Raw genomic sequence first — 25,324 nt, 5'->3', positions numbered from 1 at the left:
TGGAGGTCAGGGCCCGGGCGGGGCCACCACTGCCGTCGCCGGTCCCTGCTCGGGTCCGGGACGGGGATCAGGTTTCGTCGGGGGGCCTGGTTCGGACCGGGGGCCAGGTTCCGAACGGGGGGTGGATTCGGACCGGGCCGGTGGCACGGTCGGCGTGGTCGTGGTCGTCGCTTTCGGCTTGGTTGCCGTCGGCTCCGGACGCGGTGCCGATGTCGGGGCTCGGTCCGGCGTCGGTCCCGGCCCCGGTGCCGCTGTTGTCGGCTCGTGCTCCGGGCGCGCTGTCGGTACCAGGTCCGGCTCCGGGTGCGGTGCCCGCGGCGCGGGCTCCTGGTCCGGCACCGGTGACGGGGCCGGAGGCCGTGTGCCGGGCGCGGTCGTGGCCTCGGGGTCCGCCGGTGCGGACTTGAGCAGTTCGGTGAGGAGGCGGACCGCGCCGCGCTTGTGCAGGGGCTCGTTGCCGTTGCCGCACTTCGGGGACTGGACGCAGGAGGGGCAGCCCGCCTCGCACTCGCAGGACGAGATCGCCTCGCGGGTGGCCGTGAGCCATGCGCGGGCCGTGTGGAACGCCCGCTCGGCGAAGCCCGCGCCGCCGGGGTGGCCGTCGTACACGAAGACCGTCGGCAGCAGCGTGTCCGGGTGGAGCGGTACGGACACCCCGCCGATGTCCCAGCGGTCGCAGGTCGCGAAGAGCGGGAGCATCCCGATCGAGGCGTGCTCGGCGGCGTGCAGGGCGCCGGCCAGCTGTTCCGGGTTGACCCGGGCGGCGTCCAGCTGGTCCTCGGTGACCGTCCACCAGACGGCCCGGGTGCGCAGGGTGCGGGGCGGGAGGTCGAGCTTGCTCTCGCCGAGCACCTCGCCCGTGATGAGCCTGCGGCGCAGGAAGGAGACGACCTGGTTGGTGACCTCGACGGAGCCGTAGCAGAGGCGTCCCGCGCCCCAGGGGATCTCGGTGTCGGTTTCCAGGACGGAGATGGCGGTGGTGTCGCGGGCGGTGGTGGAGTACGGCGGGCTGGCCTCCTCGACCAGGGCGACCGAGTCCTCCAGGTCGAGCTGTTTCACCAGGTAGGTGCGGCCCTGGTGAAGGTGGACGGCGCCGTCGTGGACGGCGGCGTGCGAGGCGGGTTCGTCGACGGTGCCGAGCAGCCGGCCGGTGGCTGCCTCGACGATCTGGACGGGCCGGCCCCCCTCGCCCCGGATGTCCGCGAGATCGGCGGCGCGCTGCCTGCGGGTCCAGTACCAGCCGGACGCGCGCCGCCGCAGCAGCCCGGCGGACTCCAGCTGGGGGAGCAGCCCGGCGGCGGCCGGGCCGAAGAGCGGCAGGTCGGCTTCGGTGAGGGGCAGCTCCGCGGCGGCCGCGCACAGGTGGGGGGCGAGGACGTACGGGTTGTCCGGATCGAGGACGGTCGACTCGACGGGCTGCTGGAACAGCGCCTCGGGGTGGTGGACGAGGAAGGTGTCCAGCGGGTCGTCGCGTGCGACCAGGACGGCCAGCGCCCCCTGCCCGGCGCGGCCCGCGCGCCCCGCCTGCTGCCACAGCGAGGCGCGGGTGCCGGGGTAGCCCGCGATCAGGACGGCCTCCAGGCCGGACACGTCGATACCGAGTTCCAGGGCGGTGGTGGCCGCGAGGCCGAGGAGTTCGCCGGAGTGCAGGGCCCTCTCCAGGGCGCGGCGTTCCTCGGGCAGGTAGCCGCCCCGGTAGGCGGCGACCCGGCGGACCAGGGAGCGGTCGACCTGCGCCAGCCGTTCCTTGGCGATGACGGAGATGAGCTCGGCGCCGCGCCGGGACCGTACGAACGCGACCGTACGGACGCCCTGGAGGGTGAGGTCGGTGAGGAGCTCGGCCGTCTCGGCGGTGGCGGTACGGCGGACGGGGGCGCCCTTCTCGCCGTGGAGGTCGGTGAGCGGGGGTTCCCAGAGGGCGAAGACCAGCTCGCCGCGCGGGGAGGCGTCGTCGGCGACCTCGTGGACGGGCAGGCCGGTGAGCCGGCCGGCGGCCAGGGCGGGCCGCGCCGCGGTGGCGGAGGCCAGGAGGAAGACGGGGTCCGCCCCGTAGCGGGCGCAGACGCGGCGGAGCCGGCGCAGCACCTGGGCCACGTGCGAGCCGAAGACACCCCGGTACGTGTGGCACTCGTCGATCACGACATAGCGCAGGGAGCGCAGGAAGGAGGCCCAGCGGGGGTGGGACGGGAGTATCCCCCGGTGCAGCATGTCCGGATTGGTCAGGACGTAGTTGGCGTACTGCCTGACCCACTCGCGCTCCTCGACGGGCGTGTCCCCGTCGTAGACGGCGGGGCGTACGCGGGTGCCCAGCGGGGCGGCGAGTTCCTTGACGGAGCGGCGCTGGTCGGCGGCGAGGGCCTTCGTGGGGGCCAGGTACAGGGCGGTCGCGCCGCGCCCGTTCGGGGCCTCGGAGCCGTCCAGGAGGGTGCTCAGCACGGGAGCGAGGTAGGCGAGGGACTTGCCGGAGGCGGTGCCGGTGGCGATCACGACGGATTCGCCGTCCAGGGCATGCTCGGCGGCGGTCGCCTGGTGGGCCCACGGATGATCGATTCCGGCCCGCTGGATCGCGTCGATCACCTCCGCGCGGATGCGATCAGGCCAGACCGCATGACGACCCGCCCTCGGGGGCAGGTGCTCCGTATGGGTGATGCGCGCAGCACGGCCCGCCCCCGCGGCGAGCCGGTCGAGGACCGTACCGGGGGAGGGGCGGCTTTCCCCGCTCTCGGCGGGTCCTTGGGGGCGGTGATTCCTGGCCATCGGCATCGAGTGTGTCACTGGCATGACGGACAATGGTCCCAAGGCGTCGTGCATGGCTGCTGGTAAGTGATTGAATGCCATCGCGGCTGGCGATACGTCCCCTGGCTCCGTCGGGGAGACCCGAGGGGCGACCGCTCGATAGCAAGGTGCTGGAGGATCCGTGGACCTGTCTCTGTCGACTCGCAATGTGTCCGGCCCTGGTGGCGACCGTACGGTCGTCGAGGTCGGTGGCGAGATTGATGTGTATACCGCGCCCAAGCTGCGCGAGCAGTTGGTCGAGTTGGTGAACGACGGCAGCTACCACCTGGTTGTCGACATGGAAGGCGTGGACTTCCTTGACTCCACCGGTCTCGGCGTGCTCGTGGGCGGACTCAAGCGGGTGCGTGCGCATGAAGGCTCGCTGCGCCTGGTCTGCAACCAGGAGCGCATTCTCAAGATCTTCCGGATCACCGGCCTGACCAAGGTGTTCCCCATCCACACCACGGTCGACGAGGCCGTGGCGGCCACCGACTGAGGTCGGTCGCCACCTTCCGGAGGAAGGGCGGTGGGCTCCGGGCCGTGTGCCCGGGCGCCCGCGTCCTGTGAGTTTGCACGCTCGTACGTTCGAGGGGGATCGCATGGCCACCGTTGAACTCCGCTTCAGCGCCCAGCCCGAACATGTCAGGACGGCCCGTCTGGTGGCGGCCGCCGTGGCGCGCCGGGCCGGCGTCGATGAAGCTGTGTTGGACGAGGTCAGACTCGCGGTCGGTGAGGCATGCAGCCGGGCGGTCGGGCTGCATCGCAGTCATGGCATCACCGCCCCGGTGAGAGTTGTCCTCATCGAGGAGGAGAAGACCTTCTCCATCGAGGTCGGCGACGAGGTGCCGAGCACGGGCAGCGTCGCCACCGAAGCCCCGGAGGCGGGCGGCGGAGCGCCGGCCGGCGATCTGTACGACCATGACGCCGACGGTGAGGACGAGATGGGACTCGCGGTCATCAGCGGGCTCGTCGACGACGTCGAAGTCACCTCGGACGACGACGGTGGCGTCATCCGGATGACCTGGCCGACGGCCGACGCCGTAGCGCTGCCGTGAATTCCTGATTCCTTTCAAGAAAGGCCCTGCCGAGCAGGGCTCTTCTTGTTTTACGGGGGGCGTTGTCCGCCCGGTCGCCCATCGCCCCGCGCGCAGGTCGCCCACCGCCCCGCGCACAGAAGGGCAGCGAGGTGAGGTGTCTCTCCCCTGTTGCTGGTGCAAATGGCTCCAATGCGACATGAACCGGACGTCCGGCGCGCGGGTGTAGCCCACATGGCGTGTATGTTCCGGGGCCGAGAGCCTTGGAAGGGACCAAACCGGTGAACAAGAAGCTTGTGGCCGCGCTGTCCGGCGGTGCGGCACTGCTCATGGCGCTGACCGGCTGTAGCAGCGGCGACGACAGCGACAACAAGGTGAACGACTGGGCGAAGCAGGTCTGCGACCAGGTGCAGCCACAGCTGAAGAAGATCGCGGACGCCAACGTCTCCATCCAGCAGGTGACCTCGGACAGCAGCAAGCCGGCCGACGTCCAGAAGACGGACTCGGCGGCCTTCCAGTCCATCTCGGACGCCTACAAGGCCCTGGGATCCGCCGTGAACGGCGCGGGCGCGCCGCCCGTCAAGGACGGCGCGACGACCCAGCAGGAAGCCGTCAAGGAACTCAACGCCACCTCGGCCGCCTACGCGGGCCTCAAGCAGAAGGTCGACGCGCTCGACACCAAGGACCAGGCGAAGTTCGCCGACGGCCTGACCGGTGTCGCCGAGGAGCTCGACAAGCTCAGCAAGAGCGGTGACGACGCGCTCCAGAAGCTCCAGTCCGGCGAGGTCGGCAAGGCCATGGCGAAGCAGCCCGGCTGCCAGAAGCCGTCGCCGTCCGCCTCGGACGCCGCGAGCCCGTCCGCGGACTCGTAACCCCGTCCGCGGACCGGTGACCCCGTCCGCACGCTCGTCACCGCGGGGAAGACTCGCGACACCGCGGCCCGCCGCGCCCCTTCCGGGCGGCGGGCCGCGGGCCGTTGTCAGTGACAACCGCCACAATGGTGAGGTGAGTACGACCAGCCTTCCCTCGCCCGACCACTCGTCCCGACTCCGTGAGGTCCTCCTCGCCGCGGACTTCACCGCCGACGGTCTGCTCGACCTGCTCGGCGCCCCGGCCTACACCGCGCTGGCCCGCAGCGAGACCGTGCCCGCCCTGCGTGCCACCGAGGGCCACACCGCGCTCGAATCGCTCGTACGGCTCTTCCTGCTCCAGCGCCCCGTCGCCCGGGAGCACGCGGAGGGCGCCCTGGCACTCCCCGAGGCGCTGGCCGGGGGCTGGATCATCGAGGACGGGGACGAGATCCGCGCCACGGTCGACGTACGGCCGTACGGCGGCCCCGAGGGGCAGGACTGGTTCATCGTTTCCGACCTGGGGTGCGCCGTCGGCGGCGCGGGAGGCGTGGGGGACCACGACGAAGGGGTCGTGCTCGGCGTCGGCGGGGCCTCGACGACCTTGGCCGGAATCACCGTACGGACCCCCGTGGAGAGCGCCCTCGACCTCGGCACGGGCTCCGGCATCCAGGCGCTGCACGCGACCCGGCACGCCACACGCGTGACGGCCACCGACCTCAATCCGCGCGCCCTCGCCTTCACCCGCCTGACCCTGGCGCTCTCCGGGGCGCCCGAGGCCGACCTGCGCGAGGGGTCCCTGTTCGAGCCGGTCGCGGACGAGACGTACGACCTCATCGTCTCGAATCCGCCCTTCGTGATCTCGCCCGGCGCCCGGCTCACCTACCGGGACGGCGGAATGGCCGGCGACGATCTGTGCCGGACGCTGGTGTCGCAGGCGGGGGACCGGCTGAACCTGGGCGGGTACGCGCAGTTTCTCGCCAACTGGGAGCACATGGAGGGGGAGGAGTGGCAGGAGCGGCTGCGCTCCTGGGTGCCGCGCGGCTGCGACGCGTGGATCGTCCAGCGGGAGGTCCAGGACATCACGCAGTACGCGGAGTTGTGGCTGCGCGACAGCGGCGACCACCGGAGCGACCCGGAGGCGTACGCGGCGCGGTACGGGGCGTGGCTCGACGAGTTCGAGTCCCGTGGGACCAAGGCGGTCGGCTTCGGCTGGATCACGCTCAGGAAGTCCGGCGCCGAGCAGCCGTCGGTCGTCGCGGAGGAGTGGCCGCACTCGGTGGAGCAGCCGCTCGGCGACGCCGTACAGGCGCACTTCGAACGACAGGACTACCTGCGGGCGCACGACGACGCGGCGCTGCTCGCCGACCACTTCGTCCTGGCGACCGAGGTCGTCCAGGAGCAGGTGGGGCTGCCGGGCGCGGAGGACCCCGAGCACGTGGTGCTGCGCCAGCACCGGGGGATGCGGCGGGCCACGAAGGTCGACACGGTCGGGGCGGGCTTCGCCGGGGTCTGTGACGGCACGCTCAGCGCCGGGCGGATCCTGGACGCCATCGCGCAGGTCATGGGCGAGGACCCGGTGCTGCTCCGGGACCGTACGCCGCAGTCGATCCGGCTCCTGGTGGAGGAGGGCTTCCTGGAACCGGCTTCCGGGTGAACCTGCGCGTGGCGTTCACCCGAAATTCGTACTCCTGACGTCCCGGGCTGCCAGCCTCGGGCTCCTGGGTCGCGGCGCTCGGGAACGGGCGCCGGGTACGACGGAGTGAACGGGGTGCGGGCATGGAGAGCGGGCCGGCGATCTTCGCGGGGACGGCCTTCGCGCTGTTCGGCGCCGCGCTGCTGCTGTGGACCGGGGTACGGGTCCTGCACCGCGCGCCGGTGGCCCACGGGGTCGGGGCCGCGGCATCCATCACGCTCGCGACCCTCTCAGGCGTGGCTTTTCTCGCGCTCGGCGTCTGGTGCTTCGGCCGCATCTGAGCCCCGCGTCCGAACCGCTCTGGTCCCCACCGACCGATCCCCTCCGAGCCCGCGTCCGATCTCCTCTGATCCGCGCCGTCTGATCCCCGCCGTCCGATCGCCGGCTCTGACCCCCGCGCTCCGATCCGATCCTCGATCCGAGATCTGATCGCCGATCCGAGCCCCGCTTTCCGATTGAGGACCGGAATCTCCCGTCCATGATCGACAGGCGCCTCCGCACAGTGCCCCGCACCCGCCGGACCTGCACCGGACCCTCTCCGTACCCCCGGCGCACGACCCCCCTCCCGGCCCGCCCCGGAATCACCGGGGAAGCGGTCCGACGCGACGGGCCCGGGGGTCCGGGCGGCAGGAATGCCCGGAGTCGGGTTACCGTTCGAGTGGCCGTTGCGGTCTTTTGCCGTTTGACACGGGGGCGGGTTGTACCGTCACACTCCGCAGCGAAGCAGCGTCACCGCTGGGCCGTACCGGTCCCGCCGTGCCGTTCTGCCGTACTGGCGTACGGGCCCACCGAGTGTCGATCCGGAGAGAAGAGCGAAGTTGTCCCCGACCAGCGAAGCCGCACACGGCGGCCGCCGACTCGTCATCGTCGAGTCGCCTGCCAAGGCGAAGACGATCAAGGGCTACCTCGGCCCCGGCTATGTCGTCGAGGCGAGCGTCGGGCACATCCGCGACCTCCCGAACGGTGCCGCCGAGGTGCCCGAGAAGTACACCGGCGAGGTACGCCGACTCGGTGTGGACGTGGACAACGACTTCCAGCCGATCTACGTCGTCAATGCCGACAAGAAGGCCCAGGTCAGAAAGCTCAAGGAGCTGCTGGCCGAGTCCGACGAGCTCTACCTCGCCACTGATGAGGACCGCGAGGGCGAAGCCATCGCGTGGCACCTCCAGGAAGTCCTCAAGCCCAAGGTCCCCGTCCACCGGATGGTCTTCCACGAGATCACCAAGGACGCGATCAGGGCCGCCGTCGCCAACCCGCGCGAGCTGAACACGCGCATGGTCGACGCCCAGGAGACACGCCGGATCCTCGACCGGCTGTACGGCTACGAGGTCTCGCCGGTCCTGTGGAAGAAGGTCATGCGGGGCCTGTCCGCCGGCCGCGTGCAGTCCGTCGCCACCCGGCTCGTCGTCGAGCGCGAACGCGAGCGCATCGCGTTCCGCTCCGCCGAGTACTGGGACCTGACCGGCACGTTCTCCACCGGCCGCGCCGGTGACGCCTCCGACCCGTCCTCGCTGATCGCCCGGCTGAACGCGGTCGACGGCAAGCGGGTCGCCCAGGGCCGTGACTTCGGTTCCGACGGCCGCATCAAGTCCGACCAGACGCTCCACCTGGACGAGGAGAACGCGCGCGCCCTGGCCGCCGCGCTGGAGAACACCTCGTTCTCGGTACGGTCCGTCGAGTCGAAGCCGTACCGCCGTTCCCCGTACGCACCCTTCCGTACGACGACGCTCCAGCAGGAGGCCTCGCGCAAGCTGGGCTTCGGGGCCAAGTCCACGATGCAGGTCGCGCAGAAGCTGTACGAGAACGGCTTCATCACCTATATGCGTACGGACTCCACGACACTCTCCGACACCGCCATCTCGGCGGCCCGCGCGCAGGTCACGCAGCTCTACGGGGCGAACTACCTGCCGGACAAGCCGCGCACGTACGCCGGCAAGGTCAAGAACGCGCAGGAGGCGCACGAGGCGATCCGGCCCTCGGGTGATCGTTTCCGCACTCCCGCCGAGACGGGTCTGTCCGGCGACCAGTTCCGCCTCTACGAGCTGATCTGGAAGCGGACCGTCGCCTCCCAGATGAAGGACGCGGTCGGGAACAGCGTCACCGTCAAGATCGTCGGTTCCGCCTCCGACGGCCGCGAGGCGGAATTCTCCGCGTCCGGCAAGACGATCACCTTCCACGGCTTCATGAAGGCGTACGTCGAAGGCGCGGACGACCCGAACGCCGAGCTGGACGACCGCGAGCGCCGGCTGCCGCAGGTCGCCGAGGGCGACGCGCTCTCCGCCGAGGAGCTGACGGTCGACGGCCACGCCACCAAGCCCCCGGCCCGCTACACCGAGGCGTCGCTGGTCAAGGAGCTGGAAGAGCGCGAGATCGGCCGCCCGTCCACGTACGCCTCGATCATCGGGACGATTCTCGACCGCGGTTACGTGTTCAAGAAGGGCACGGCGCTCGTCCCGTCCTTCCTCTCCTTCGCCGTGGTCAACCTGCTGGAGACGCACTTCGGCCGGCTGGTCGACTACGACTTCACGGCCCGCATGGAGGACGACCTCGACCGCATCGCGCGGGGCGAGGCGCACTCCGTGCCGTGGCTCAAGCGCTTCTACTTCGGTGAGGGCGGGGACGGCGAGGACGTCGGCGCCGCCTCGGCCGCGGGCAACGGCGACGGGGACCACCTCGGCGGCCTCAAGGAACTGGTCACGGACCTCGGCGCGATCGACGCCCGGGAGATCTCCTCGTTCCCCGTCGGCGACGGCATCATGCTGCGCGTCGGCCGGTACGGGCCGTACGTGGAGCGCGGCGAGAAGGACGAAGAGGGCCACCAGCGTGCCGACGTGCCGGAGGAGATGGCGCCGGACGAGCTGACGGTCGAGTACGCGGAGGAGCTGCTGGCCAAGCCGAGCGGCGACTTCGAGCTGGGCGCGGACCCGGTGACGGGGAACCAGATCGTGGCGAAGGACGGGCGGTACGGCCCGTACGTCACCGAGATCCTCCCGGAGAACACGCCGAAGACGGGCAAGAACGCGGTCAAGCCGCGTACCGCCTCCCTCTTCAAGTCGATGTCCTTGGACACGGTCACCATCGACGACGCCCTCAAACTGATGTCGCTGCCGCGTGTGGTGGGGACGGACGCCGAGGGGGTCGAGATCACGGCGCAGAACGGCCGGTACGGTCCGTATCTCAAGAAGGGCACCGATTCACGGTCCTTGGAGACCGAGAACCAGCTCTTCGACATCACACTGGACGAGGCGCTGGCGATCTACGCCCAGCCGAAGCAGCGGGGCCGCGCGGCGGCCAAGCCGCCGCTCAAGGAGCTGGGCACGGACCCGGTGAGCGAGCGCCCCGTGGTGGTGAAGGACGGTCGCTTCGGGCCGTACGTCACCGACGGCGAGACGAACGCGACCCTGCGGACGGACGACAGCGTCGAGGCGATCACCCCGGAGCGGGGCTACGAACTGCTCGCGGAGAAGCGCGCCAAGTCGCCGGCGAAGAAGACGGCGAAGAAGGCTCCCGCGAAGCGGGCCCCGGCCAAGAAGGCGACGACGGCGAAGAAGGCCGTCGCGAAGAAGACCACGGCGACGGCCGCCAAGAAGACGACGGCGAAGAAGACGAGCGCGACGACCAAGGCGACCGCGGCGAAGAAGTCGACGGCTTCGGCGTCGAGGTCGGCCAAGTCGGACGAGTAAGAGCGGACGATTAAGAGCGGCCGACGAGGACGAGTACGAGCGGCCGGTGCGGGTGAGAGCGGCCGGAAAAGCGGACGAATGGGCGGGTGCGGGAGGGCAACCGGGCGGTAATCGCCACGCCTGGACCACCCGCTCCGCACCGGCCGCACGGACTGTCACCGGCTGCGGATAGGCTGGGCGGATGACGCGAGCCGAGCAGCCAACGGTCGTGAGCGCCACCTCCGACTCCGACGCACTTGCCGCAGACTCACGAGAGCGCGCCGTACGCTCACTGCTGCGCCTCCCACCGCTGCGGCGGTTGTGGGGCGCCCAGCTCATCGGCGGTGTGGGCGACGCGCTCGCCGTTCTCGTGCTTCTGCTGCTGTCGTTGCAAGCAGCCATCTCCGAGGGCTCGTTCGGCGCGGGATACCGAGGCGCGGCGTTCGCCGTCGCGGCGGTGTTCGGGGCGCGGGTCGTGGCCACGGTGCTGTTCGGGGCGGTGCTTCTGGGACCGCTGACGGCGTTGGTGACTCCTGGTTCCGGCACGCGTCCCAGGACGGGCACCGGTACGGATTCTGCTGCTCCTGGTGCTTCCGGTGCTTCCGGTACGGGGGAGAGCGACGGGACCGGTGCTTCGGCCGTCGGGGCCGACGGCCGTCCCCCGCGCGGCGGCACCTCCGGCAAGCGCGCCAAGCCGCGCAAGCCGCCGCGGGAGGGCGGGCCGCTCGACCGTCGCTGGACGATGATCGGCGCGGACGTCGTACGCCTCGCACTCCTGATCATCGCCCCGCTGTGGATCGACTGGACCCCCGACCGCGCCCTGCCCATCCTGCTCAGCACGGTCTTCGTGGCCGGGGTCGCCGAGCGTTTCTGGACGGTCGCCAAGGAGAGCGCGGCTCCCGCCCTGCTCCCGGCGCCTCCGATGGAGGGCGCGGCGGTCCGCCCGCTGCCCGACCACTTCGACGCCCTGCACCGCCTCTCGCTGCGTACGGCGTTCCTGGCCGTGCCCGCGGCGGCGGCCGTGCTGCTCGTGGCCACGCTGATCGGCAATCTGCTCGGTACGGGCATCGACTGGTTCTCGCTGCACCAGGCGGCCCTCGGGTCGTACGTGGCGGCGGGGCTCTTCGCGGCCTCCGTGTCGACGCTCTACTTCATCGAGCTGCCCGACGGGCGTACGCCCCGGCCGCGCTCGCCGCTGGAGGGGCTGCGGCGGCCCTCGGCTTCCGTTTCGGGTTCTTCTTCGGCTTCCGGCTCCGGTTCGGCTTCCGGCTCTGGCTCCGCTTCCGGCTCCGGTGCGGGCAAGGGGCGGACGGGCGGCGTGCCGCTGTTCGTCCTCGCCTGCTCCGCCGTGGCCGGCGCCATCGCGGCTGCCGTCTCCGTGTCCGTCCTGCACGCGAAGGACCTCGGCGGCGGCCCCGTCGCGTTCGCGCTGCTCGTCCTCTTCCTGACCGGTGGCACCGGGCTCGGCATCCGGGGCGCGGCCAAGGTGCTGCCCTCCCTGTCCCGCCGCCGCCTGCTCCCGCTGGCGATCGCGCTGACCGGTATCGCGCTGCTCGCCATGGGGCTCGTACCGGACACGGCGACCGTGCTGTTCCTCGCGCTGTTCACCGGCTTCGCCGCCGGCGTCGCGGCGAACACCGGACACACGCTGATCGACCTGGAGACCGAGGAATCGCTCCGTACGCGCGTGACCGGTCATCTCCACGCGGTCGTACGGCTCTTCGTGGCGGCCGGAGTGGTGATCGCGCCCCTGCTCGCCGCGGCCATCGGCCCGCACCGCCTCGCCAACGAGGACTTCGTCTTCGCGCACGGCGGGGCCGCCTTCACGCTCATGCTGGTCGGCGCGCTGCTGCTGCCCGTGGCGGCGGTGGTGCTCGCCAAGACCGACGACCGCGCCGGAGTACCGCTGCGCAGGGACCTGCGGGACGCGGTGCGGGGCGGCGCCGACCCGGCGCAGGCCCCGGCCGCGTCGGGCTTCTTCCTCGCGGTGGAGGGCGGCGACGGCGCCGGCAAGTCCACGCAGGTGGAGGCGTTGGCGGAGTGGATCCGTGGCAAGGGCCACGAAGTGGTCGTCACGCGCGAGCCGGGCGCCACGCCGGTCGGCAAGCGGCTGCGTTCGATCCTGCTGGACGTGTCGAGCGCCGGTCTGTCGAACCGCGCGGAGGCGCTGCTGTACGCGGCCGACCGCGCCGAGCACGTCGATTCGGTCGTCCGGCCCGCCCTGGAGCGCGGTGCGATCGTCATCTCGGACCGTTACATCGACTCGTCCGTCGCGTACCAGGGCGCGGGCCGTGACCTCTCGCCGACCGAGATCGCGCGGATCTCGCGCTGGGCGACGGACGGACTCGTACCGCACCTGACGGTGCTGCTCGACGTTTCCCCGGAGACGGCGCGTGAGCGCTTCACGGAGGCGCCTGACCGGCTGGAGTCGGAGCCCGCGGAGTTCCACCAGCGGGTACGGTCCGGCTTCCTGACGCTCGCGGCGGCCGACCCCGCCCGGTACCTCGTCGTGGACGCGGGCCAGGAGCCGGCGGCCGTCACCACGGTCGTACGGCACCGGCTCGACCAGATGCTGCCGCTGTCCGAGGCCGAGGTGAAGGCCCGGGAGGACGCACGGCGGGCCGCCATCGAGGAGGCCAGGCGCCGGGCCGAGGAAGAGGCGGCGCGCAAGGCGGAGGAGGAGCGGCTGGAGCGCGAGCGCCAGGCGCAGCTGGCCAAGCTCCGTGCCGAGGAGGAGGAGCGCAAGCGCCGCGAGCTGGAGGAGGCGCGGCAGCGCGAGGCCGAACGGCAGGCGGAGGAAGCCAGGCAGCGCGCCGAGGAGGAGCGCCGGCTGGCCGAGGAGGAGCGCAGGCGCCGGGAGGCCGAGCAGCAGGCGCACGAGGCGGAGCAGGCGCGTCTCAGGAGGCAGGCCGAGGACGAGGCCAGGCTCCGTGCCGAGGCCGAGGAGCGGCGCCGGGAGAAGCAGCGCAAGGCGGAGGAGGCGCTGCTGAGGGCCGAGGAGGCGCGACGGCTCGCGGAAGAGTCCGCTGCGGCCGCTGCGGCGGCTTCGGCCAGGGCGGCGGAGGAGGAAGCGGCCGCGGGGCGGGCCGCGGCGGAGAAGGCGGCGGCCGAGCGGGCCGCTGTGGAACGCGCTGCGGCGGAGAGGGCGGCCGCCGAGCGAGCCGCCGCTGAGCTGGCTGTCGCCGAACGGGCCGCTGCTGAACGGGTGGTCGCGGAGAGGGCTGCCGCTGAGGAGGCGGCGCGTCAGGGTGCCGCCCGGGAGGCTGCTGCTGCTCGGGAGGCCGCTGAGGCCGCCGCGCAGGCGGCTGCTCAGGCATCCGCTCAGCCTTCTGTAGAAGCAGCGCGGTCCGAGCCTCCGGCGTACCCGCCGCACGAGACCACGGTGGCGACACCGGCGGTACCGGGCTCGCGCTTCCTGAAGAAGCCGGAGTTCGCTCCGGACGAGGTGACACGCGAGGTCCGGGCGGTCCGTCCGGAGCCGGAGGACGAGCGCCGGACGGCGGGCTCCGACGCCGAGGAGACGGCGGTCATTCCGCAGGTCCAGGAACCGGCGGGGGACGAGACCCGGGTGATCCCGCGGATCCAGGATCCGGCGGCCGACGAGACGGCGGTGATTCCGCCGGTACGCGACGGGCAGGGGGACGCGGACCGGCCGGGGGAGCGGGACGCGCGTGATCGCCGGGACTCCGAGGGTCCGAGGGACGCGGAGGATCGGCGGGACTCAGGGGATTCGAGCGACGCGGAGGATGCGCGGGGCGGGGACGGTTCGGCGGATACCGGGGGTTCGCAGGACGCGCCGGGTTCACGGGACGCGGAGGGTTCGCGGGATCCGCGTGACCCGAGGCAGTCTTGGGACGCGCCGGGTACGCCCGACCCCCTGGGCGGACGGGACGCCAGGGACGCGCGTGAGGTGCGCGCCACCGACGAGACGGCCGTCCTTTCGCCGGTACGGCCCGTACAGGATGCCGTTCCGGCGGACAGGGTGCCGCCGGGCTTCTTCCGCGAGGAGACGCCGGAACCGGCGGTCGCCGAGGGTGCCAACGAGCGCACGCGTGAGCTGCCGCAGCTGTATCCGGACGGCGGACAGGGCCCGGTGCCCGGTTACGCGCAGGCGCCGCCGGAGGCGGAGCGTCCGCGCCGCCGTTCGGACTGGGCGGAGGAGACCCCCTTGGACGACCTCCCGACCCTGGCCGACGAACTGCTCGGCCCGCACGACGACGACCGCGACGAGAACGGCGGACGGCGGCGGCGCCGCTAGCCGGTTTCCGGCGGATCCTCGCGGATCAGCCTGCGGATGACCTTGGTGGGGCCGGGACTGTCAGACCCCGGCCCCACAATGGATTCCGTACGGCACACCACGCGCCGTACGGCACGCATACCGGCACGGCACGGAGGTGATGGCGGCACATGACCGTATGGGACGACCTGGTCGGGCAGGAGCGCGTCCAGGCGACGCTGGCCGCGGCCGCTCGGGACGCGGACGCGCGTGTCACGGCCGAGGCCGCGGGCCTCGCACCCCCCGAGGCGACGAGGATGACGCACGCCTGGCTCTTCACGGGACCGCCCGGCTCCGGCCGCTCCACCGCCGCCCGCGCCTTCGCCGCCGCCCTCCAGTGCACCAGCCCGGACCGCGCGCTGGGCGGAGAGCCGGGCTGCGGGTTCTGCGACGGATGCCATACGAGCCTGATCGGGACACACGCGGATGTGGATGTGATCCGTACGGACCTGCTCTCCATCGGGGTGAAGGAGACCCGTGAGCTGGTCCGCCGCTCGCAGCTCTCCCCGGCCGGCGGCCGCTGGCAGGTCAACGTGCTGGAGGACGCCGACCGCCTCACCGAGGGCGCGGGCAACGTCCTGCTGAAAGCCGTGGAGGAGCCGGCGCAGCGCACCGTATGGCTGCTCTGCGCCCCCTCGCTGGAGGACGTCCTGCCCACGATCCGCTCCCGCTGCCGTCACCTCGTTCTGCGTACGCCGTCCGTGGCGGCGGTGGCGGACGTCCTGATCCGGCGCGACGGCATCGACCCCGAGGCCGCGCACGCCGCCGCGCGCGCGACCCAGGGGCACATCGGCCGGGCCCGCCGGCTGGCCACGGACGAACGGGCGCGTGCCCGCCGCGCCACGGTCCTGAAGATGCCGTTGCGCGTCGACGACATCGGCGGCTGTCTCCGGGCGGCCCAGGAGCTGATCGACGCCGCGACGGAGGACGCCAAGCAGGTCGCCGAGGATGTCGACGTCAAGGAGACGGAGGACATGAAGGCGGCGCTCGGCGCGTCGGCAGGCGGCCGGATGCCGCGCGGTACGGCGGGCGTGATGAAGGAGCTGGCCGACCGCCAGAAGCGCCGTTCGACCCGTACGCAGCGGGACAGCCTCGATCTGGCACTGACCGAACTCACCGGCTTCTACCGCGATGTGCTGGCCCTCCAGCTGGGTTCCCGCGTCCAGCTCGCCAACGTGGACGTACGGGACGCGCTGGACCGGGTCGCCAGGGCCTCCACCCCGGAGCGGACGCTGCGCCGCATCGAGTCGATCAGCGGCTGCCGCCAGGCGCTGGACCGCAATGTGGCGCCGCTGCTGGCGGTCGAGGCGATGGCGGTGTCGCTGCGGGCGGGCTGACCGGGAACCGGACGGCCCGCGATTCACCCGTTCGAGCGTGGAAACACGGGACGCGTCACACGGCGGCTAGGCTCGCGGAATGGACACCAGGCGCCTCTTCCGCATCTCCGCCACCGCCCTCGTGGCGGCCGGTCTCCTGCTCTCGGGTTGCAGCTCCGACTCGGCGTCGGGGGCGGGTACGGGAGCGGGCTCGACGGCGGATCCGGCCGCGCTGAAGAAGTTCTACGGGCAGAAGCTCGCCTGGCGTTCGTGCGGGGTGACCGGCTTTGAATGCGCCAAGATGAAGGCGCCGCTGGACTACACGAAGCCGGACGGGACGGAGATCAGCCTGGCGGTGGCCCGTAAGAAGGCCACAGGCCCCGGCACACGCCTCGGTTCCCTCCAGGTCAACCCCGGAGGCCCGGGCGGCTCGGCCGTCGGCTACCTCCAGGCGTACGCGGGCATCGGTTACCCGGCCCCGGTCCGCGCGCGGTACGACATGGTGGCCATCGACCCGCGCGGGGTGGCCGACAGCGAGCCGGTCGAATGCCTGACGGGCAAGGAGATGGACGCGTACACGCAGGTCGACCAGACCCCGGACGACCAAGGCGAGGAAACACTCCTCACCGCGTCGTTCAAGAAGTTCGCGGCGGGCTGCGAGAAGCGGTCGGCCACGATCCTGCCGCATGTCTCCACGGTCGACGCGGCCCGCGACATGGACGTCTTCCGCGCGGCGCTGGGCGACAAGAAGCTGACGTACGTGGGTGCGTCGTACGGCACCTTCCTCGGGGCGACGTACGCCGAGCTGTTCCCGAAGCACACCGGCCGGCTCGTCCTCGACGGCGCGATGGACCCGTCCCTCCCGGCCCGCGAGCTGAACCGCGACCAGACCGCCGGCTTCGAGACGGCCTTCGCCTCCTTCGCGGCGGACTGCGTCAAGCAGACGGACTGCCCGCTCGGCACGAAGTCCGTCGCGGACGTCGGCGTACGGATGAAGGCGTTCTTCAACACCCTGGACGCCAAGCCCGTGGCCACGGGCGAGAGCCGCCCCCTGACGGAGTCGCTGGCGACGACGGGGGTGATCGCCGCGATGTACGACGAGTCCGCCTGGCCGCAGCTCCGTGAGGCCCTCACGACGGCGATGGCGGGCGACGGCTCGGCGCTCCTCACCCTCGCCGACTCGTACTACGAACGCGACAGCGACGGCTCGTACGCGAACTTGATGTTCGCCAACTCCGCCGTCAACTGCCTGGACCTCCCGCCGGCCTTCTCGGGCCCCGCCGAGGTCACCGAGGCCCTGCCCTCCTTCGAAGAGGCCTCCCCGGTCTTCGGCGAAGGCCTCGCGTGGGCGTCCCTGAACTGCGCGTACTGGCCCACGAAGGCCACCGGCACCGCACACCGCATCGAGGCCAAGGGCGCGGCCCCGATCGTCGTGGTCGGCACCACCCGCGACCCGGCGACCCCGTACAAATGGGCGGTCTCCCTGGCCGACCAGCTCTCCTCGGGCACCCTGCTCACGTACGACGGTGACGGCCACACGGCGTACGGCCGGGGCAGCGACTGCATCGATACGGCGATCAACACCTACATCCTGGAGGGCACACCCCCCAAACCCGCCACAAAGTGCTCCTGACCTGCAAAAACACCCCAGCACCCAGGGGGTGAGGAGCACCCCCGGAAACTGTGTAGACTTGGCCCCGCCGCTGACCGCAGTATGGTCCGGACGGCACGCCGCCTTAGCTCAGTTGGCCAGAGCAACGCACTCGTAATGCGTAGGTCTCGGGTTCGAATCCCGAAGGCGGCTCTGTAGAAGCCCCAGGACATCTCGCCATGACCTGGGGCTTTTGCTATTCCCCCGGATGCGGCGGCGCGGGTCGCGAGCCGCTCGGCCGGCTGTGGTCTCCGTTCTGGTCCCACTCGATCCGGCTCCCTCGCGGCAGGCCGCCGGGGCGGGTCGGGTCAGGCGCCGAGGAGGTGCCGCAGGCCGGAATGGTCTAGCTCGTTGCCGGCGTGGACCGTTTGATCGTCCGGGCACTCCGTGGTGCTACACGGGTAGATTCCTTGCAGGTCGGCGGGCTGTCCGGGACTGGATGCGGATCATGGGCGCTCTCGTGGGGACCGGCGCAATATGCATGACGGTTTGTCAGTTTGTATGGTCGCGTTGAGGTCAGTACTGTCCGCGCTGAGAATGTTTCGATCATGAGCGGGAGTGTGGCCGAGTGATACGTACTAGGCTCTTCGTGGGCGGATTTGCACTGTCGATGCTTCTTGTTGTGGGGAACGCCGCAGTGGCGGCGGCCGTCTGTATGCCTTACAAGAAGACGGCGAGCGCTTTGAGGCAATAGGCCCGGAAGCGGCCCCCGGCCGCTGCTGCCTCACCGGCGGGTAGGGCTCACCGGCGGGTGGGGCTCACTCCCGACCCGGTCGGGCGGCGTTGGCTTGTGTCGTGTTGGGTACGAGTTGGTTGCGGTCCTGGGGGAGTTTGCCCGGGTGAGGGCTGTGGGGGGCAGCATGGTGGCGCATGGGGAGGGACCGGTATGTCGACTTCGTGCGTGCCTGGGCGATCGTTCTGGTGGTGCTGGGGCACTGGGTGATCACTGGGCTGGTTCTCGGGCCCGGTGGGGAGATTGACGCGCCGGAGTTGTTGGCGGTCGAGCCGTGGACGCGGTGGCTGACGCTGGGTTTTCAGATCATGCCGTTGTTCTTTCTGGCCGGGGGCCACGCGGCGGGTGGTTCCTGGGTGCGGGCCCGGGCGGCGGGGGGTACGGCTGCTGGGTGGGTCGGGCGGCGGGGGCTGCGGTTGTTGCTTCCGGCGGCTGTGTACAGCGGGCTCGTGCTGTCTGCCGTCGGCGTGTGCTCGGTTGTTGGTGTGGATCCGGGCACCCTGGCTCTGGTGGGGTGGGCGATGGCGATGCAGTTCTGGTTCCTGCCGGTGTACCTGCTCCTCGGCGTCCTGACTCCGCCGCTGCACGCGGCACACCGGCGCTGGGGACTTCGCGTGCCGGTGGTGATGGGCGCCGTCGCCCTGGTGGTCGGCTGGTGGGGGATGGGTGGGCAGGCGCCGTACGTCGGAGCGGTCAACTACGTGCTGGTGTGGGGCGTGGCGTACCAGCTGGGTTTCTGTTGGTACGACGGGCTGCTGACGGGGCGTCGGCCGGTCGCGGTGGCGGTCGCTCTGATGGTGGGCGGGGGGTTGGTGTTCGCGGCGTTGATCACGTTCGGGCCGTTCCCGGTCAGTCTGATCCGGGTGACCGGGCAGACCCCCAGCAACACCGACCCGCCGTCGGCGGCGATGCTGGCCTGGGTGGTGGCACAGGTCGGTCTGTGTCTGCTCGCCGCGCCGGCGGTACGGCGGCTCCTCGCCCGCGAGCGGGTGTGGCGGGCCGTGCGCCGCGTGGGCGGCGCCAGCATGACGCTCTACCTGTGGCACATGCTGCCGGTGCTGGTGGTCGCCGCCGTCTTCTACCTGCCCGGGATCGCGCCCGACCCCGTGTTCGGGTCCGGGGCGTGGTGGGCGCTGCGGGTGCCGTGGCTCTTGGTGCTCGGTGTGGTTCTGGTCGGTGTGCTGGTGGTGTTGAGGCCGTTGGAGCGGTGGCAGGCGCGACTGTACGAACGTACCCGGCCGCGCTTCGACCTGCGCCGCGCCTGGCCTCTGTGGCTCGGTCTGCCAGCCGGCGTCGCCGCCTTCGCCTACTTCGCCACCCGGGGCTTCGCCCCCGACGGACGGGTCCCGGTGCCGGCCGCCCTGGCCCTCGTCCTGGGCACCATACTCGTGATGACAACCCGCCTGGCGGGCCGGGAAGAACCGGACGATGCCAAGGGCGCTTTGAGGGAAACCGTCTGATCTGCCCTGGGACATCTCGCCCTGACCTGGGGCCTCTTCGGTGAGGTGCGGGCGGGCAAGGTGGCTGCAAGGTGGTTGCAAGGAAAGCGTCGTACGTGTCGGGCATTCCCCCGTCGACTGCTGTACGCAGCCGACAAGCATGGGGGAGCATTGTGTCTGTCAAAACCACTCAATCGGCGCTGATCGAGCAAGGCCGGTGGCTGACCGTACCGGACTGCAAGCAGGTGTTGGTCGTTGCCCACACCGTGGCCTTCGCTCAGCGTCTGCGCGAGGCTTTCTGCCTGTTGGAGGCGGACTTCCGGATCCAGGTGGTCTTCACCGCCGCGCCGCACGCGTTCGGTGGCGGTGTCGCGCGGTACCTGGAGAGTCTGGGGATCGCCACCGTGCCCTGGGAAGAGGCGCTGCGGGCCGAGTTCGACCTGGTGCTCGCGGCCGGGTCCCGGGGGGTGCATGAGCTGAACGCGCCGGTTCTGCGGATGTCGCACGGAGCCGGCCACACCAAACTGCTGACCGACACCTCGTCGCTGGCGCCGGGGGAGACGCGGGCGCCGGGGATGCTGAGTCGTCAGCATCTGCTGCACGAGGGGCGCGTCGGGCCCGCGGCGATCGTCTACGCGCATGAGCGTGATCTGGAGGAACTGGCGCTCTCGTGCCCCGAGGCGCTGGCCGTCGCCCACGTGGTGGGCGACCCCTGCGTCGATCGCATCGTGGCCGGCATGCCCCGGCGCGAGGAGTACCGGCGGGCGCTGGGGCTCGGTGAGGGGCAGCCGTTCGTGGTGGTCACCTCGACCTGGGGGCCCACCTCCACCTTCGGGCGGATCGACGCCCTGCTGCCGCAGCTCCTGAGCCAACTCCCGGGCCAGGACTACCGGGTGGCGTTCCTCTTCCACCCGAACATCTTCTCCGGGCACGGGAACTGGCAGGTGCGGAGCTGGCTGGCCGGCTGCCGTGGACGCGGGATCTCGGTGGTGCCACCGGAGGCGGACTGGCAGTCTCTGCTGATCGCGGCCGACTGGGTGATCGGGGACCATGGCTCCCTTACGGCGTACAGTACGCTGACCGACGCCGCCGTACTGCTCACGCCCGGACCGAGGCGTGAGATCGCCGCGTACTCCCCGGCGGCGCTTCTTGCCACCGTCGCGCCGGTGGTCACCCCCGGGCATCCGCTGGACGAGCAGTTGCGGTACGCGGCGCGACAGCATCGTCCGGGGCAGTACGCCCAGGTCGCCGCCCTGCTGTCGTCTGCGCCCGGAGAGTTCCACCAGCGGATGCGTACGGTCATCTACTCCATGCTGGAGCTGGGCGAACCCGCCAGCGCGCCGCCCGTTCCGCCCCTGCCGCTGCCCTCTCCGCTGGAGCAGTGGGAGGCCGGTTCTCTGGGGATGGCGCAGTGAGGGGCCGGCCTGTCGGGGGGCGGCGTACGGGGAGTGAGGAAGACTCCTCCGAGGCGGCACTGCCCTGCGTGAGGTGGGGGTGGGTTCGCTTCCTCGGTGGGGACCACGCCTGTACGGGTTCCCTCGGCGGGATGGTCGCTGTGGGGGCCTCCGTCGGATGGAGGTCTGTGACGGGGAGCGGTGTGGTGCGTGTACGGGTCGATGCGGCCGTCCCGTTGGACGGGAGGTGGTCGGGGTTCTCCCGCGAACAGGCCTGTGACGTACACCTGTTGGTGAACCCCGACGCTCCAGGGGGAGCCCGCCGCGCGGAGTACGCCGATGTACTCGTCGCGCGGGCGCCGCTGCCGTCGGTGGCGGCTCGCGCCCGTGCGGAACAGCTGGTCGCGCGATGGCCGGGGTGTCTCGTCGCCGCCGTATCGGACAGGGGCGGTGGGTGTGCGCTGGGGGCACGGGGTGGCGGGAGTGTTGTCCTGCCCGCGGGGGCGGCGGTCGGTCGCTTCCCGGCTCCTCCGTTTGTTGTCGCCTCCGTGGCGCACGCCTGGGTTGTCGCCGGGGGTTCGTCGGGGGACTTGAGGTCCGTCGTCCTTGAGGGGGGCGGGGAGTAGGGCGTGTCCGCGAAGTGGCGTCGTTCGCCCGGAGGGCGTGCCGGGCGTCGCGAGCCAGACGCCACTTCGCGGACACGCCCTAGTCTTCTGAGTCAGGAATTCTGTTCAGATATGAGGCGAGGCGTTCGAGGATCTCGTCCGCGGTCTTGGTCCAGATGTAGGGCCTGGGGTCGGTGTTCCAGGCTGTGATCCAGGTCCGGATGTCCTTCTCCAGGGCCTGGACGGTCTTGTGGACGCCTCGCCGTATCTGTTTGTTCGTCAGCTCGGCGAACCATCGCTCCACAAGATTGAGCCAGGACGATCCAGTCGGCGTGAAGTGCAGATGGAACCGCGGGTGGGCCAGTAGCCATGTCTTGATGGCCGGGGTCTTGTGGGTGGCGTAGTTGTCCAGCACGAGGTGGATGTCGAGGCCGTCGGGCACTTCCCGGTCGAGTTTGACGAGGAACTTCTTGAACTCCTCGGCGCGGTGGCGGCGATGCAGGGAACCGATGACCTTGCCTGTGGCGACCTCCAGGGCGGCGAACAGGGTGGTGGTGCCGGCGCGGACATAGTCGTGCGTGACGCGTTGCGGCACTCCGGGCATCATCGGCAGCACCGGCTGCGAGCGATCGAGGGCCTGGATCTGCGACTTCTCGTCCACGCAGAAGACCAGAGCCCGCTCGGGCGGGTCCAGACAGAGGCCGACGACATCGTGGACCTTGTCGACGAAGTACGGGTCTGTCGACAGCTTGAACGTCTGCGACCGGTGCGGCTGCAGACCGAACGCCCGCCAGACCCGCGACACCGTCGACTGCGACAGGCCCGTCCGCCTCGCCATCGACCGCGTCGACCAGTGCGTCGCGTTCTTCGGAGCCGACTCCAGCGTCCTGGTGACCAGCGCGGCCACCTGCTCGTCGCTCACCGTCCGGGGACCGCCCGAGCGGGGCATGTCACCCAGGCCGGCGATCCGATACTCGACGAACCTCGCCCGCCAGCGGCCCACCGCATGCGGCGTCGCGCCGAGCCGGGCAGCGACGTCCTTGTTGGAGGCGCCCTCCGCGCAGGCCAGGATGATCCGACAGCGCAAGGCCCACGCCTGCGGCGTGGAACGGCTCCGCACCCACCCCTCGAGCGCAGCCCGCTCCTCGTCCGACAGAACCAACTCGGCCTTCGGCCGTCCAGTACGTGCCACAGGCCAAGTCTAAACATCTGAACAGAATTCCTGACTCAGAAGACTAGGAATCCGGCACCGGCTGCGGCACCGCTCACAGGTGCCGCAGCCGGTCGTCCACGCGCCGCGCGTCGGCCGGGTCCTGCCGCCCGTACAGCTCCCGGGCCGCCTCGTAACAGCGACCGGCCTCCTCCCCGTCGCCCCGCTGTTCGGCGGCCTGTCCGAGCCATTCCAGGGAACGCGCCTGCCAGTGTTCCGACCGGGCGCCGGCTCCACGGAACATCCCCAGCGCCTCCCGCAGCCGCGCCGTGCCCCCTTCGTGATCGCCGTCGGACGCCAGGACGTGTCCGAGGAGGGCCAGAGCGCGGGCGGCCTCGTAGTGCTCTTCCTGCGCGTCGAGTTCGGCATGTGCGCGGACCAAGTAATCGGCCGCCGTGGAGAGTTCGCCCGCCGCTAGGGCGGTCTCCCCCAAGCGTCTTCGGGAAAGTGCGGCCCCGCGCAGGTATCCGATGGACTCCCGTAGCCGCAGGGCGTTCTCGAAGTACCCGCGCGCCTCGTCCAGTTGTGAGGTCAGCAGGCTGAGGTGGCCGAGACCGTTGAGTGCCTGCGCCTGCTGTCGTACGTCTCCGTCGTACGTCGCGTGCTCCAGCGCCTGCGTGTACCAGTCGGCGGACTCCGCGTACCGGCCGGCGGTGCGCAGGCCGATCGCACCCGAGGTCAGCATGCGTCCCTCGCCCGCTCTGGACCCGCTCGCGCGCGCCGCCGCGAGGCCCTCGCGGTGTGCCTCGATCCACAGGTCCGTGGGCCGGAGGCGTAGGAACAAAGGCCACATCACGTCCACCAGGCGCCAGCAGGCGGTGTGCCATCCGGCATCCGCACAGTGCCGTACGGCGCCCATCAGACCGTCACGGTGGGTGTCGAGCCAGTCCAGCGCCTCGGCCGGCCCCGCGAGGGGGGTCGGTACAACAGCCGGTGCGTCAGGTGAATCTGATGCATAGTCAGAGATCGGCATGCGGTGGCTGGGCGTGAGGATCGTCTCCGCCTCGCTCGCGGTGGCCAGGCACCAGGCCACGTACCGGCGCAGTGTGTGCTCGTACCGCGCAACGGATTCCTCCGCTGTGCCGAGCCGCCGCGCGTGGGGGCGTACGAGGTCGTGGAAGCGGTAGACGCCCGAGCCCGTCTCCTCCAGGAGATTCGCTTCCAGCAGTGCGTCGAGGGCCAGTTCGACGGCCTCCGCGGTGGTGGTGTTGTCGGCGGTGCTCGCGGTCAGCAAGAAGAGGTCGTAGCGGTCCGTGGGCAGCAGACCCATCCGCCGGTAGAGCGTCGCGCTGTCGTGCGGCAGCAGTTCGTACGAGAGGTCAAGTGCGGTACGCACCACGGCTTCTCCATCGATACGTAGGGCGTCGAGCGACCCCTGTCCCTGGGACAGGCTCGCGGCGAGGGCGGATACGGAACGGTTCGGACGGACGGCGAGTTGTGCGGCCGCCAGGCAGACCGCGAGGGGGAGGCAGGCGCACAGGGTGACGACCTCGCGTGCCGCGACCGGGTCCTGTGCGACGCGGCTGCCGCCACCGCCGGCGGCCAGCAGCTTGACGGCCGATTCCGTGGTGAGGGTTCCCAGCCGGTGGAGGGCCGCGCCGTCGACCAGCAGCCCGGTGAGATGGTTTCTGCTGGTCACGACCGTGAGGCCCGTCGCTGAACCGAACAGGAGCGGGCGGACCTGCGCCGCCGTGTATGCGTTGTCCAGGAAGACGCCGAGCCGCAGGTCCGCGGTCAACGAGCGCCAGAGGGCGATTCGTTGGGCGAGGTCCGCCGGTACGGAGGCGGCCCCGAGGGCGTGCAGAAAGCCTTCCAGTACGGCGGTGGGGCGAACCGGCCGGACAACCGGCCCGCCGGCCTCCCTGGTCTCCCCGCCTTCCCTGCCTTCCCCGGCCTCTCCGCCGGTGGCGTGGCCGCCCAGATCGGCGTACAGCTGGCCGTCGGGAAAGCTGTCCGCCTGATCACGCAGCCAGCGGGAGACGAGTGTTGTTTTCCCGACGCCCGCGAAGCCACTGACCACCAGGAGTTGGTGGGTGTGCGGAGGATGCTGCGCGCGGAGGGCGTCCAGGGCTCGTACGTCGCTCTCCCGGTCGACCAACTGCCGTCGTACGGGCGGAAATTGGCGGGGCGCCGGAGGCCGGGGTCTGTCCTGTGGGGCGGAATGGTGCACGTGGATGCCGCCGTGGATGTCGCGTGCCTGCACGGCCGGGCCGTGGATGACGGCGGCCCCGCCGATGGCGTTCGTACGATCCGCGTTCGTACGGTCGGAGTCCGCACGGTCGGAGTCCGTACGGTTCGAGTCCGTGCGGTCCGGGTTCGTGCGGTCCGGGTTCGCATCGTCCCTGCTGACCGTGGGCGGGGTGTGCCGCCGGAGCCAGTCGGTCACCGCCGCCTCCGTGCCGGAATCGCGCGAAGCCAACGCGGCGACCGCCCAGGCCAGTTGCGCCATCGCCGGGGTGACTCCGACAGCGGCCGTGGCCGTTTCCACCGCGCGCCACAACTCGGCCACCCCCTGATCCACCCGAGCCGTCGCGCGGAGAACGTGGGCCAATTCCCGCCACGCGAGGGATTCCCGGTCCCTGGCACACAAGGCCATGGCCGATAACAATGCTTCCGGTGTGCCGGATTCAGGAAATGCCACGTCCGTACCCCCATACGCACTGCCCGGCTCATGCCAACAGCATA

14 protein-coding genes and 1 tRNA gene are annotated in these 25,324 nt (G+C 71.2%); 12 read left to right on the top strand and 3 right to left on the bottom strand.

Going from position 1 to position 25,324, the window contains the following annotated elements; genetic code table 11:
* Positions 1 to 6 precede the first annotated feature (6 nt).
* The gene (locus OG349_RS15985; protein ID WP_327235243.1) at positions 7 to 2,838 is read right to left on the bottom strand and encodes a DEAD/DEAH box helicase; all 2,832 of its coding nucleotides are present in this window, start codon (positions 2,836 to 2,838) and stop codon (positions 7 to 9) included.
* 79 nt (positions 2,839 to 2,917) lie between these two features.
* Here OG349_RS15985 and OG349_RS15980 point away from each other — a divergent pair, with 79 nt between their 5' ends.
* From OG349_RS15980 to OG349_RS15925, 12 genes are all read left to right on the top strand, one after another.
* Positions 2,918 to 3,271 carry an STAS domain-containing protein gene (locus OG349_RS15980; RefSeq protein ID WP_003967428.1) on the top strand — a complete coding sequence of 118 codons (354 nt, stop codon included), beginning with the start codon at positions 2,918 to 2,920 and terminating at the stop codon, positions 3,269 to 3,271.
* A 103-nt stretch (positions 3,272 to 3,374) separates the two neighbouring features.
* Complete coding sequence (locus OG349_RS15975; protein ID WP_327235242.1) at positions 3,375 to 3,830, top strand: ATP-binding protein; 456 nt, start codon at positions 3,375 to 3,377, stop codon at positions 3,828 to 3,830.
* Between the two features lie 260 nt (positions 3,831 to 4,090).
* Positions 4,091 to 4,681 (top strand): small secreted protein, encoded by a 591-nt coding sequence (locus OG349_RS15970; protein WP_327235241.1) that lies wholly within the window; start codon positions 4,091 to 4,093, stop codon positions 4,679 to 4,681.
* A 133-nt stretch (positions 4,682 to 4,814) separates the two neighbouring features.
* Positions 4,815 to 6,314: a DUF7059 domain-containing protein gene (locus OG349_RS15965; protein ID WP_327235240.1), complete on the top strand. Its 1,500-nt coding sequence runs from the start codon at positions 4,815 to 4,817 to the stop codon at positions 6,312 to 6,314.
* Positions 6,315 to 6,436: 122 nt separating this feature from the next.
* Positions 6,437 to 6,634: a hypothetical protein gene (locus OG349_RS15960; protein ID WP_161307459.1), complete on the top strand. Its 198-nt coding sequence runs from the start codon at positions 6,437 to 6,439 to the stop codon at positions 6,632 to 6,634.
* A 537-nt stretch (positions 6,635 to 7,171) separates the two neighbouring features.
* Positions 7,172 to 10,036: a type I DNA topoisomerase gene (topA, locus tag OG349_RS15955; protein ID WP_327235239.1), complete on the top strand. Its 2,865-nt coding sequence runs from the start codon at positions 7,172 to 7,174 to the stop codon at positions 10,034 to 10,036.
* Positions 10,037 to 10,217: 181 nt separating this feature from the next.
* Complete coding sequence (gene tmk, locus OG349_RS15950; protein ID WP_327235238.1) at positions 10,218 to 14,273, top strand: dTMP kinase; 4,056 nt, start codon at positions 10,218 to 10,220, stop codon at positions 14,271 to 14,273.
* Positions 14,274 to 14,422: 149 nt separating this feature from the next.
* The gene (locus tag OG349_RS15945) at positions 14,423 to 15,628 is read left to right on the top strand and encodes a DNA polymerase III subunit delta' (protein WP_327235237.1); all 1,206 of its coding nucleotides are present in this window, start codon (positions 14,423 to 14,425) and stop codon (positions 15,626 to 15,628) included.
* A gap of 79 nt (positions 15,629 to 15,707) precedes the next feature.
* Positions 15,708 to 17,240, top strand: a complete 1,533-nt coding sequence (locus OG349_RS15940) for an alpha/beta hydrolase (RefSeq protein ID WP_327235236.1) — start codon at positions 15,708 to 15,710, stop codon at positions 17,238 to 17,240.
* 97 nt (positions 17,241 to 17,337) lie between these two features.
* Positions 17,338 to 17,411 (top strand) — tRNA-Thr (locus tag OG349_RS15935).
* A gap of 717 nt (positions 17,412 to 18,128) precedes the next feature.
* A complete protein-coding gene (locus tag OG349_RS15930; protein ID WP_327235235.1) occupies positions 18,129 to 19,451 on the top strand; it encodes an acyltransferase family protein in 1,323 nt (440 codons plus the stop codon).
* Positions 19,452 to 19,600: 149 nt separating this feature from the next.
* The gene (locus OG349_RS15925) at positions 19,601 to 20,845 is read left to right on the top strand and encodes a hypothetical protein (protein WP_442806389.1); all 1,245 of its coding nucleotides are present in this window, start codon (positions 19,601 to 19,603) and stop codon (positions 20,843 to 20,845) included.
* A gap of 684 nt (positions 20,846 to 21,529) precedes the next feature.
* Here OG349_RS15925 and OG349_RS15920 read toward each other — a convergent pair.
* Together OG349_RS15920 and OG349_RS15915 are read right to left on the bottom strand one after the other, a co-directional pair.
* Positions 21,530 to 22,621, bottom strand: coding sequence for an IS630 family transposase (locus OG349_RS15920; RefSeq protein ID WP_327235233.1), 1,092 nt, complete (start codon positions 22,619 to 22,621; stop codon positions 21,530 to 21,532).
* Positions 22,622 to 22,694: 73 nt separating this feature from the next.
* Positions 22,695 to 25,148, bottom strand: a complete 2,454-nt coding sequence (locus tag OG349_RS15915) for a hypothetical protein (protein ID WP_327235232.1) — start codon at positions 25,146 to 25,148, stop codon at positions 22,695 to 22,697.
* Between the last annotated feature and the right edge of the window lie 176 nt (positions 25,149 to 25,324).

The sequence above is a fragment of the Streptomyces sp. NBC_01317 genome, from assembly GCF_035961655.1.
GTDB lineage: Bacteria > Actinomycetota > Actinomycetes > Streptomycetales > Streptomycetaceae > Streptomyces.
Note: the sequence above shows the minus strand (reverse complement) of the source record. Positions and strands in the feature narration are given on the sequence as shown.